12 protein-coding genes are annotated in these 11,475 nt (G+C 35.7%); all 12 read right to left on the bottom strand.

Annotated elements, in window-relative coordinates; genetic code table 11:
* Positions 1-399, bottom strand: a 399-nt coding sequence (locus tag ABX784_RS12765; RefSeq protein WP_372655438.1) for a hypothetical protein, incomplete at its 3' end; no start/stop codon positions are given.
* Entirely contained in the window at positions 374-1,132 is a 759-nt protein-coding gene (pssA, locus tag ABX784_RS12760; RefSeq protein ID WP_372655437.1) for a CDP-diacylglycerol--serine O-phosphatidyltransferase, read from the bottom strand. The genes pssA and ABX784_RS12765, both read right to left, overlap by 26 nt.
* On the bottom strand, positions 1,129-1,752 hold the full coding sequence (locus ABX784_RS12755) for a hypothetical protein (protein ID WP_372655435.1): 624 nt from the start codon (positions 1,750-1,752) through the stop codon (positions 1,129-1,131). Before ABX784_RS12755 ends, pssA begins: the two co-directional genes overlap by 4 nt.
* Positions 1,753-1,783: 31 nt before the next feature.
* Positions 1,784-2,398, bottom strand: a complete 615-nt coding sequence (locus ABX784_RS12750; RefSeq protein ID WP_372655434.1) for a hypothetical protein — start codon at positions 2,396-2,398, stop codon at positions 1,784-1,786.
* Positions 2,398-3,966: an RIP metalloprotease RseP gene (gene rseP, locus ABX784_RS12745; RefSeq protein WP_372655433.1), complete on the bottom strand. Its 1,569-nt coding sequence runs from the start codon at positions 3,964-3,966 to the stop codon at positions 2,398-2,400. The genes ABX784_RS12750 and rseP overlap by 1 nt, the downstream gene beginning before the upstream one ends.
* Before the next feature lie 7 nt (positions 3,967-3,973).
* Complete coding sequence (locus ABX784_RS12740) at positions 3,974-4,798, bottom strand: phosphatidate cytidylyltransferase (RefSeq protein WP_372655432.1); 825 nt, start codon at positions 4,796-4,798, stop codon at positions 3,974-3,976.
* Positions 4,799-4,809: 11 nt separating this feature from the next.
* Positions 4,810-5,565, bottom strand: coding sequence for a polyprenyl diphosphate synthase (gene uppS, locus ABX784_RS12735; protein ID WP_372655439.1), 756 nt, complete (start codon positions 5,563-5,565; stop codon positions 4,810-4,812).
* Position 5,566: 1 nt separating this feature from the next.
* Entirely contained in the window at positions 5,567-6,124 is a 558-nt protein-coding gene (frr, locus tag ABX784_RS12730) for a ribosome recycling factor (RefSeq protein ID WP_372655431.1), read from the bottom strand.
* Between the two features lie 15 nt (positions 6,125-6,139).
* The gene (gene pyrH, locus ABX784_RS12725) at positions 6,140-6,847 is read right to left on the bottom strand and encodes a UMP kinase (RefSeq protein ID WP_372655430.1); all 708 of its coding nucleotides are present in this window, start codon (positions 6,845-6,847) and stop codon (positions 6,140-6,142) included.
* Positions 6,848-6,928: 81 nt separating this feature from the next.
* Positions 6,929-7,816, bottom strand: a complete 888-nt coding sequence (gene tsf, locus ABX784_RS12720) for a translation elongation factor Ts (RefSeq protein ID WP_372655429.1) — start codon at positions 7,814-7,816, stop codon at positions 6,929-6,931.
* Positions 7,817-7,850: 34 nt separating this feature from the next.
* Complete coding sequence (gene rpsB / locus ABX784_RS12715; RefSeq protein WP_372655428.1) at positions 7,851-8,648, bottom strand: 30S ribosomal protein S2; 798 nt, start codon at positions 8,646-8,648, stop codon at positions 7,851-7,853.
* 177 nt (positions 8,649-8,825) lie between these two features.
* Positions 8,826-11,252, bottom strand: coding sequence for a DNA translocase FtsK (locus tag ABX784_RS12710; protein WP_372655427.1), 2,427 nt, complete (start codon positions 11,250-11,252; stop codon positions 8,826-8,828).
* Between the last annotated feature and the right edge of the window lie 223 nt (positions 11,253-11,475).

The raw sequence follows: 11,475 nt of genomic DNA, 5'->3' as shown, positions 1-11,475 counted from the left end.
GGCTAGAATCTCTTCATTGGTATAAGAGAGGTATTCATCAGACTTCAACCCACTAAATGGAGCACCTGAATTGAATTGAGTAGAAAGACCATTACCAGAAACTGTCTTTCCATAATTACTTCCACCTGGAACTAAAGGAGAAGAGGTAGCATTCGCTTTGACTTTATCTAATGGCCTATCATCTTCATCTGGAAAATAAGCATTTTCTCCAGCTTCAACATCTTCCATAGGTTTATGATTTTCACTTGGGAAATAAGCACTCTCACCACCTTCAGTACTATCCATTGGAGAAGAAAGTTCTCCCCCAGGAATGCCTTGAGTACTACTGTCATTAGCATAACAATTGGTAGTTAAGAGTATAAAAAATATTAACTTACTTATTCTCACTAATTTCATCATTTTCGCTCTTCCATGAAAATACATCTTCTAATGCGCCCTTATGGGTTATAAAATAAATTAGGCCACCTAGAACATAGGTTCCTGTGATAACTCCAATCATTAACTGCTCATAAGTAAATATCAATGCAAGTAATAGGAAGATAATCGCTAAGACTCTCTTCTTATGTGTCTTCACCCAAGCAGCATTCTTAAATGAGTAGAATGGAACATTTGAAATCATCAAAAGTGAATAGAGAACAACATAGAAAATAGTAAAAGGTGTTAAAGATTGAATAAGTTCAAATTCAATCGCTAAAAGAACATAACCCACAAGCCCTAGAGCAGCAGTAGGAATAGGAAGTCCTTGAAAGTAATCACTACTTACTTTATCAATATTTGCATTAAATCTCGCAAGTCTTAAAGCACCACAGAGAAGATAAATAAATGAGACCACCATTCCCAGTCTTCCCATATCTTTAAAGAAACAATTATAAACTAGAAAAGACGGTGCAATCCCAAAAGATACAACATCACTAATAGAGTCAAATTGTTCTCCAAATTGAGACTGAGTTCCAGTCATTCTTGCAACTCTCCCATCTACGGAATCAAAAATCGCTCCCAAAAGTAAGATCATACTCGCATTATAAAATTGTCCATTCCAAGACATAATTACTGAAGCAAAACCACAGGCCATATTCAATGCTGTAAAAGTATTTGGTAAGAAGAACGCTAACCTTTTAGGTTGATCAATCATATTATTTTTTCCTCAATATCAGTAGGAATACCGGCCAAAATCCCCTGTCCGGCAACTACTTCATCTTTTTCATTAATTAATACTTCCAATGCTGATGGGATGTATACTTTTACTTCTCCACCCATTGGAAGGAAACCAAAGTTTACCTTCTGCTTCCCTCTGTCACCAGGGAGAACTATTATCTGTGGGGCAAGTCTTAAAATATTTTGCCCAACTGCCAGACCTATATCCAATCCACTTTTTAATCTAAATTTTACAAGGTGATCAACACACGCCTCACAGCTCGCTTGAACTTGATGAATTTCAGACTTGGCCGGAAAGAATAAACCAAACTCTTTCCAAAAAGGAACTTGAATTTGAACACAGGTCATATCTGTTCCAAAAAATTCATGTGTAATATTTTTTTCGATTTTATAAACTCTTCCATTAACTGGAGAAACAATAACATTGTCATTAGAGTCAGTTCTAAAGTCTTGTTTTTGTTTTCTGAAAATTCCAAATGTTATCGCAAAGGTAATGACTGTTACCAGTAGACCAACCACTCCAAAGAGAAGCATTAAAAGTAGTGCTACAAAAGAAATGAAGAAATATATCCATCTAGGTAAGTAAGTTAGTCCCATACTATAAATCTATCAACAAATTGCGCCGATGTCATTTATTGCTTACGTGGAACTCATTTTCTAAAGATCTGTAATAAAAGGGTTTTTCACGAAGACAACTCTCTGCAGCATGAGCAAATAATTGACCTTCACTCTCTTTAATTAAATGAGAGCTGAAGTTATTAATATTCTCGAAGATTCCCTCAAAGTGAGTCCAAAACTCTCCCAGCTCATCTCGTAAACTCTCTTGTAACGACTCAAGTTCATCTTGAGCATGCAAGGATTTCTTAACTTCACTTCCTCTCCACTCATATAGAAATATCTCATTCTTAAAGGCCTTTGAGACCCAAGCACCTTTTTCAACCCCTAAAATTTTAGGAACGCTAAAGTGATAGAAAGAATATATAGGGATATTTTGCCACTCTAAAACTTGAGAAATTCCTTCCGAAATCCTCATACCAGTATACGAACCAGGACCTGCAACTTGAAAGAGGCCTTTTACGTCTCTCACCTTAAGTCCTCTAGGTTCTAGTAAGTTGTATATATGTGAATGAATTGAAGCTGAACTTTTCTTATCCTGCGTCTCAATAAGCTCCAACCATTTGAAACCTTCATCTAAAAGACCTAAAACCAAATGGTCGGATGTATCAATAAATAAGTATGCCATTAAAAGAATCTCACCACGTCGTTAAAAATAGCCCCAATCATTAGCATCAGAAGCATAGATAGGCCAAACTGTTGTGCGATTTCCATTTTTCTTCTAGAGACTGGTCCTCTATTTATAAATTCAAGGATAAGAAACATAATATGCCCACCGTCTAAAACAGGGATAGGGAAAAGGTTTATTACACCAAGATTTACAGAAATTAGGGCCATTAACTGGAAGAAATACGATAAACTTGTTTGAAATGAGTCAGAAGCAACTTTTCCAATTGCTAGAGGTCCACCAATATTCTTAAGTGAAACTTCTCCAACAATTAACTTCTTAAACGAGCCCACTGTTTTAACGATAGTGTCCCAAGTTCTTGTGAATGCTCCTGTAAATGATCCTACAAAACCCTTTGAAGGAGTATCTACAAACTTCATCCCCTGAAATGCACCGTTTGAGTAAACACCAATTAATTTTACTTCCTTATCTCCTTGCTTCTTAACATCTGGAGTAAGTGAAACATTTCTTATCTCACCTTTAGATAAGATATCTACCTGAACAACATCTGTTTCAGTTTTCTGAAGTGCAGATCTAAGAATATCAAAGCTATAAATATCTTTTCCATTAAGTCCTAAGATAATATCTCCACCAATAATTCCAGATTTTTCAGCTGGAGACTTCATAGAGATACTTTTTACGAACATATCATTTGGATAGAGTTTTGCTTCTCTCATAGTCTTAAAGAATGACTCATTTCCATTTGCGCCAACTTTTACTTCAGCAACATACGGTCTTTCTTCTTCAATTTTTACAGCACCAAGATCAGTATCTTCACTTAATTTAAATAGATATATTGGTTGGTTTTCTGCATGGTCAGCAAGCTCATCTAGAGACTCTGACCAGTTAACAGAGTCTTTACTCAAAGAAAGAGCAAAGATATCACCATTAAACGAGGTCATTACAGGTCTTCTTAAGAACGGAGGATAATTAACCATTTCTTCAAAGAACTCTTCGCCAGTCATCCCAATTTTTACAGTTTTAAGTTCTCCAAATCTCTCAACAGTAAGAGTTTTCACTCCACCATCCATCAAAACAACGTCAGAAGGATTGGAGACAGATTCTCCATTAACTTCCTTGAGGATATCACCGGTCTTTATACCAAAGCTTGCAAACTTAGAATCATTTGCAACTAGTCCCATTTTCAACTCAGGCATCTTTTCTCCGCCAATAAGTAGAGAGAAAAAGATTACATAGGCCATGATAAAGTTTGCCAGTGGTCCACCAAAAACAATCCAAAATCTTGCCCACTTACTCTTGTGGGTAAAGCTATACTTGCGCTCCTCTTCAGGAATGGCATCTCCATTAAATGGATCATCTCCGTACATCTTCACGTAACCACCAAGAGGAATTAAAGATACGGCATATTCAGTATCGCCTTTTTTAAATTTAAATAATTTAGGACCAAATCCAATTGAAAAGACTTGGACTCTTACTCCAAATAAGCGAGCAAAAAGAAAATGACCTAGCTCATGAAAGAAAACTAAAGGCCCAAGAAACAAAATAAATATTAAAACTTTTTCTATCATTTTTTACCTATCCAAAATAAAAATACTTGATTGCCACTGCATAGAATGGAGTCAAAAACATTAGACTATCTATTCTATCATAAACTCCACCGTGACCAGGAATAAGAGCAGAACTGTCCTTAATCTCACACTGCCTCTTAAGTTTAGACTGAATAAGGTCTCCCACCTGTGACATTAGCCCTAAAAAGGCAAAGAATATAAATAGTTTTACTTCCATTTTTCCAAATAAGAAGTGGAATGCTATCCCTCCAACAAATGCTGAAGTTAATGCACCTCCAATAACGCCTTCAATTGTTTTATTAGGACTCACACTTGGCCAAAGCTTATGCTTTCCAAAGTTCTTTCCAAAGAACCATGCACCAGTGTCCATACCAAAATTTACCAATAGAAGAACAACTACAAGAGATATCCACTTATCGAACTGAAATAATGAAGCCAGAGACATAAGTGGTAATAAAATGAGAAGTGCTGATACGAATGAGTACTTTTCGATTTTTTTAATTATAAAGTTTGATTCCATTGGAATATAAAATAGATATATCAACAGTAATAGATTCTGAACCAGACCTGCATTTACGAACACATCTAGAAAATGTGGGCTATGGTCTAAAAAGTTGAAATAAATAAAAGGGAGAATAAGAGAGAAGAAAGATATTAAGTAATTAATACTTTTTCTTGATCCCTTAAAGAAGTTTACAAATAGCTCATCAATACTAATGACACCGACAACTAAAATAAAAGATAGAGCTGACTTTGTACCAAAATATAAACAAACACTTACGATCAATGCCATTACTATGGCCGAAGCAATTCTTTTTTGAGTATTAGACATGTGAATGCACCTTAGAGGTTAGTAATAGTTTCCTTATTCTCTACTGCCATCAACTTTGATGACTCTAGATCGGAAGAACAAATATTACCAAATCTTCTCTCACGCTTTGAAACAAATTCAACAATCTTCTTAAACTCTACTCTCGTAAAGTCTGGCCACTTTGTTTCAGTGAAATAAAGTTCTGCATAAGCAGACTGCCATAATAGAAAATTAGAAATTCTTTGATCCCCACCTGTTCTGATCAAAAGATCAACGTCACCAAGCTGAGGCATGAGTAAGTATGATTGGAGGAGCTCTTCCGTTAACTCCTTACCTGGGTTTTCTTTGATAAACTTATTTGTAGCCTGAACAATTTCATCGCGCCCACCATAACCAAAAGCGAACGTTAACATTAATCCAGTATTACTTTGGGACTCTCCCTCTAGGCTCGCGATAAGACTCTTTGTCTTCTCAGGTAACTTAGAAGTATCTCCCATTACTTTAAATTGAATATTATTTTTTAAAATTCTACTTCTTTCTTTAAGAAGAAACTTCTTAAGAAGCTTAAAAAGAACTGTAACTTCCCCAACGGGTCTACTCCAATTCTCAGTAGAAAAAGCATAAAGAGTTAAAGCCTTTACACCTAACTCATCTGCCTCTTCTACTATTTTTGAAACTATTCTAGATCCACGAATATGACCCCAAATACGCTCATGTGAACGACTCTGGGCCCAACGCCCATTCCCGTCCATAATAATAGCAATATGTTTAAGGTTCATTTCAGTCATCTTATATTGAAAGTAGCTCTTTTTCTTTTGCTTCAATTATAACATCTACTTCAGCAACATACTTATCAGTAATTGTCTGAATTTCTGCTTGAAACTTTTTAGAGTCGTCTTCTGAAATCTCTTTTGCTTTTTCAGCTTTCTTTACAACTTCATTTTGATCACGACGTGAATTTCTGATACCAATTTTCGCATCTTCACCACTTTTCTTGATTTCTTTAACTTGTTCCTTTCTTCTCTCTTCAGTTAGAGCTGGAAATGGAATTCTAATTAAGTTTCCATCATTAGAAGGAGTAAGACCTAAGTTTGCTCCAAGGATAGCTTTCTCAATTGCAGCAATCATTGTTTTATCAAACGGTTGAATCTGAAGAAGTCTTGCTTCAGGAGTACTTATTTGACCAACTTGAGCTACAGCTGTTGGAGAGCCATAGTAATCAACAGAAACACCATCTAAAACACTAGCAGAAGCTCTACCAGTACGTACTTTAGTTAATTGATGCTTTAAAGAATCAATTGATTTAGTCATTTGTGTATTTAATGTAGGCTTAATTTCATCCATCATATTTATAATCTCCGTTTAATTCTTAACAGTTGTACCTATCTGGTCACCAATCACTGCTTTTTGAACATTGCCTTTTTCAAACATATTAAAGACAATTATCTCAATTTCATTATCCATACACAATGAAATAGCAGCAGAATCCATAACCTTTATACCTTTATTTAGTACATCAATATACTTTAATTCATCAAATTTTACAGCGTCACCATGAATCATAGGATCTTTGTCATAAATTCCATCAACCTTAGTTGCTTTCATTATAACGTCAGCATCAATTTCATTTGCTCTTAGTGCTGCTGCAGTGTCAGTAGTAAAATAAGGATTACCTGTACCCGCTGCAAATATTATAACTCTTTTCTTCTCTAAATGTCTCACAGCACGGCGGCGAATATATGGCTCCGCAATCTCGGCCATTTCAATAGCAGACATCACTCTTGTACTAATCTCTTTTCTTTCAAGGCAATCTTGTAAGGCCAAAGAATTAATAACTGTTGCCAACATTCCCATGTGGTCAGAAGTTGTTCTATCCATACCTTTTGTTGCACCTGCAACTCCTCTATGAATATTTCCACCACCAACAACTAGAGCAACTTCAACTCCCATTAGGTGTAGATTTTTAACCTCATCACAAATTTGGTTTAGAACATCATTACAAACGCCACCATTTTTATCACCAGCGAGAGCTTCCCCAGATAATTTCAAAAGAATTCTATTATATTTCACTCATTCTCCAAAGGTTTAGAAGTAGGTCAAAAAAAAGGGGACAATTGAAGTCCCCTTTATATTTTTTAAATTTTGTACGACTTATTGTCCACTTGTCATTTTTGCAACTTCATCAGCAAGGTTATCTTCTTTCTTTTCGATACCTTCACCAAGATTTAGCTTATGGAATGATTTAATAGAGATCGTTCCACCTACTTTAGATGCTGTTTCAGCAACAAGTTTCTTAATTGTTAAATCAGGGTTTTTGATAAATGGTTGCTCAAGAAGACAAACTTCTTTTGCTAATTTACCAAGCTTACCAAGAACGATTTTTTCAATCATTTCAGCAGGCTTTCCTTCTTCTTTTAACTGAGCTCTATAAACATCAGCTTCTCTAAGTTTAAAATCTTCGTCAATGTCGTCTCCACTTAAGAAAGTTGGAGCAGCAGCAGCAACGTGCATAGAGATATCTTTTGCAAGTTCTAGAACTTCAGCAGAATCAGCTTTATCAGTATCAAGATCAACGATTACACCAATCTTTCCACCGTGATTATAAGAACCAATTAGACCTGAAGTTGAAAGAGCTACTAATCTTCTAGCGTCTACTTTCTCACCACATTTCATAGTAAGTTCATTTATTTCTGCTTCTTTAGCTGACTTAAGTTCGTCAACTGAACTAGCTTTATTTGAAAGAGCGTACTCTGCCATACTCTTTGCAAAACCTTGGAAATCGTCACCTTTTGAAACAAAGTCAGTTTCACAGTTAACTTCAAGGATTACACCGTTATTACCTTCAACTAGAGTTACAACCACACCTTCAGCAGCTACACGGCTTGCTTTCTTAGCGGCCTTAGCTAAACCTTTTGTTCTTAGGTAATCAACAGCTGCTTCTAAGTCACCATTAACTTCAGTTAATGCTTTCTTACAGTCCATCATACCTGCACCAGTTTTTTCTCTTAGCTCTTTTACATCTTTTGCAGAAATTGCCATTTTTATTCCTCGCTAATATTTAATTATAAATTAATTATTCTTCACCCTTAAGGTCGATATCATTTTCGTACTTAGAAATGATTTCTTTCTCAAGGTTAGTGTCTCTAGCTGTCTTAGTATCTTTAGAAAGCTTTCCAGTTTTCTTAGCTTGACCAAGACCTTCGTTTACTGCACCAGCAAAGTACTCTGCAAATAAAGAAACAGACTTGATTGCATCATCGTTACCTGGAACAACATAATCAATTCCATCTGGGCTACAGTTAGTATCTGTAATTGCAACTACAGGAATACCTAGTACGTTTGCTTCTTGAACAGCAATTCTCTCAGAGTTAGGATCTACAACAAATAGAGCACCTGGGATTTTTCTCATATCTTTGATACCACCAAGGTTTTTCTCTAACTTGATAACATCTTTTTCAATCTTAGATCTTTCTTTCTTAGTTAAAAGTCCGAAGTCTCCAGTTTCTTTCATTTTTTCAACTTTTCTTAGCTTATCAACTGAAAGAGTAATTGTTTTATAGTTAGTAAGCATTCCACCTAACCATCTGTAAGTTACGTGATTAGCTCCACAGCTGATTGCTGCATTTCTTACTGTTTCAGAAGCTTGTCTCTTAGTTCCTACGAAAAGAACTGGCTTACCTTCAGAAGAAACTTTTTTAAGGAAGTCATATGCTTTTTTTGCTGCAGGAATAGTTTTTCCAAGGTCAACAATATAGATACCGTTTCTTTCACCAAAAACATATTTCTTCATTTTTGGGTTCCACTTATGAGTCTGGTGACCAAAGTGTGCTCCGGCAGATAATAATTCTTCGATTTTTAATTCATTAGACATGTATGCTCCTAGGTTGGTTAGTCTAATCCCTCTAGCTACCAGTTGGTAGACCTTCCCGAGAGGGAATGTTTATTTTGCATGATTGCAATTTAGTGATTTTAAATAACATAGAGATCATAATGCTTCAAGGTGTAAATGACCACCTAAAAGCATTATTTGCTTAGTAATTTTTGACTTTTATAGACTATCTGACGCAGCAAGTACTTTACGTGGCTTAGACCCTTGGGCCGGACCAACAATCCCCTTACCTTCCATCTCTTCTATTAAGTTAGCTGCTCTATTATAACCAATACGTAATCTTCTCTGAAGCATGGAAGCTGAAGCTGATCTCGACTCCATTACAACCTTAAGCGCCTGGTTATACATATCATCATCAGAACTAGTACTATCTGGAGATACAACATGTGAGCCGTAAGTATACTCATCAGTTTCTACCTCACCACCATTCTCAAGAAATTCTATTGCATTCTCATTAAATTCTTGAGGGAGTTTACTTAACTCTTCAGTCAGGACTTCAATCTCAGCCTCATCTACAAAAGAAGAGTGAACACGTGTCATTTCAACACCTCTCTTATAGAGCATGTCACCTTTTCCTAGCAACTTCTCAGCACCCATTTTATCTAAAATAGTTCTCGAATCTGTAGACGACGTCACTCTGAACGAAACTCTTGTTGGAAAGTTTGATTTAATAACACCTGTAATTACATCAACAGACGGTCTCTGTGTTGCTAAAACAAGGTGAACACCTGCTGCTCTGGCCTTGGCAGCTAATCTAGAGATGTTCATTTCAATTTCTTTTCCGGCCTTAGTAAGGATTAAATCCGCAAACTCATCAACCACAATAACTAGACAAGGTAACTCATACTCATCAGCTCCTGAGTCTTCATAATAATGGTGAATCTTTGCAATTAAAGCTGGATCAGCAGTTTTTAATTTTTCATTAAAGCCTGCAATATTTCTAACTCCAAACTCTTTAAGTATAGAGTACCTACGGTCCATTTCTTGAACGGCCCAAAGTAGCGCGATAGATGCAGTCTTTGCATCTGTTACCACTGGCATAACTAGGTGAGGAAGCTTTTGATAAACAGCAAGTTCTAACTGCTTTGGATCAATAAGAATAAGCTTCATCTGCCTAGGAGATTTTTTAACTAATAATGAAACAAGAAGTGAGTTAATGAAAACTGACTTACCTGCACCTGTTGCCCCGGCCACTAACATGTGTGGCATAGCTGCTAAATCAACAACAAATGTATCCCCAAATGCGTCTTTTCCCATAGCAACTGGTAACATTGTTCTAGAATCTTTGAAGTCTTGAGAATCAAGCACTTCATCTAAGTATATAATTTCTCTTGGATTTCTAGGAACTTCAATACCAATAGTTGTTCTTCCCTTCATAGGATAAACAATTCTAATAGGTGCCCCGTATAGTGCCATTGATAAATCTTCAGTAACACCTGTAACTTTTGATACCTTAATACCTGAGCCAAGTTCAAGTTCAAAAGTATCAACAACTGGACCTTTCAAAACATTAATAATCACACCATCAATTTTAAACTCACCAAGCTTCTCTTCGATAATGTCTGTAATTTCATCAAAGTACTTATCATCAGGGTGACTAACGCGCTTAATTTCTTTCTTTTTAGAAATTGTTTTTACTAAAGAATAATATCTACTTTCTTCTTCTGTTCCAGCATTAGAGTTCTTTAATTTTGAAGCTCCTATAGAAGAGGCCATACGAACAACACCTCCACCTGGAGCTGTTTTATCTTCATTTATAACAGAATTACTAATAGGAGTTTGAGTAGATTCATCTTTCTCTATTGGTTGAACATCCTCGACTTCATCATTCCCAGTCATGGACTTTTTAAAGAAAGAAGAGATGGATGAGGACTTATCTTCTTTAGTTTCTTTAGTTTCTTCAACAGAAGCAGATGGACCAGATTGCTCCATTCTTTGTGCAAAAGCAGGCTTTTCATCAGACTTATTAGTTTCGCCCTTTAAAAGTAAAGGAACCTTAGTCTTAACTTTTGAAACAAAATCATCACCCTTATTTTGTATTTTATGGTTAATTTCTGATGGAGAAATTTGTGCTGAAGCTCTAGCGACCTTTGAAGGAGCATTTTTCAAGAAATCTGCGATAGAAAAAATACTATCTTTGAAAGATTCTCTAAATGATCCGGCCAAAAAGCCAACAAGACAAAACATAGTACATAGAAATATCATCATTCCAGAGAAGTTATTCTCTAAAACATAGAATATCCCGGCTCCTAAGAAACTAGGATAAATAAGATATGTAAAAAACAAGAAAGTACCAAAGAGTGTAAAAGCATTGAAGCTATCTAGCATTGAATCTCTCTTAGAGAAAACAAATGTATATAGTAATGCAAAAAAGAAGAAAGGAAGAAATATCCAAGGACCAGTATAATATCCAACCAGTGCCACAAAAGTTGTTAAGTAATAACTAAAGTAATTAACATCATTTGTACCTGAAGATATTAAGAAGAAATTATCTGGCAAAACATCAGAAAAGTAATACGCGTAGAAGGCGATTAGAGTTAAAAAGAATAGTCCTATCAATTGTATTTTCAGTATTTTAGATATCATATGGTTATTGTATCGTGTTAGAGATTGCTCTAAAAGAAAAAAAAGTCGTTAATTCTTAATAAAGAATAGTTTTAAAAGATTAAATAATCTGAATTTTAGGCAAAAAAAAAGCTCATCCGAAGATGAGCTTTTTTAAAATAATGGGTGCATCGTGCTAGCCTCACACCAAGTCCCCCTGGCACTACTTTCGCCGCTGACGAGCTTGACTTCTGAGTTCGGGATG

The sequence above is a fragment of the Halobacteriovorax sp. genome (assembly GCF_041587335.1).
In the GTDB taxonomy this organism is placed as follows: Bacteria; Bdellovibrionota; Bacteriovoracia; order Bacteriovoracales; family Bacteriovoracaceae; genus Halobacteriovorax.
This window is presented reverse-complemented; position numbering and strand designations above follow the sequence as displayed.

Coding starts and splice junctions, on each gene's coding strand:
- ABX784_RS12710 (WP_372655427.1), bottom strand. CDS start 11,252: ATGATATCTAAAATACTGAAAATACAATTGATAGGACTATTCTTTTTA.
- tsf (WP_372655429.1), bottom strand. CDS start 7,816: ATGGCAATTTCTGCAAAAGATGTAAAAGAGCTAAGAGAAAAAACTGGT.
- ABX784_RS12740 (WP_372655432.1), bottom strand. CDS start 4,798: ATGTCTAATACTCAAAAAAGAATTGCTTCGGCCATAGTAATGGCATTG.
- ABX784_RS12750 (WP_372655434.1), bottom strand. CDS start 2,398: ATGGCATACTTATTTATTGATACATCCGACCATTTGGTTTTAGGTCTT.
- rpsB (WP_372655428.1), bottom strand. CDS start 8,648: ATGTCTAATGAATTAAAAATCGAAGAATTATTATCTGCCGGAGCACAC.
- ABX784_RS12755 (WP_372655435.1), bottom strand. CDS start 1,752: ATGGGACTAACTTACTTACCTAGATGGATATATTTCTTCATTTCTTTT.
- pssA (WP_372655437.1), bottom strand. CDS start 1,132: ATGATTGATCAACCTAAAAGGTTAGCGTTCTTCTTACCAAATACTTTT.
- frr (WP_372655431.1), bottom strand. CDS start 6,124: ATGATGGATGAAATTAAGCCTACATTAAATACACAAATGACTAAATCA.
- rseP (WP_372655433.1), bottom strand. CDS start 3,966: ATGATAGAAAAAGTTTTAATATTTATTTTGTTTCTTGGGCCTTTAGTT.
- uppS (WP_372655439.1), bottom strand. CDS start 5,565: ATGACTGAAATGAACCTTAAACATATTGCTATTATTATGGACGGGAAT.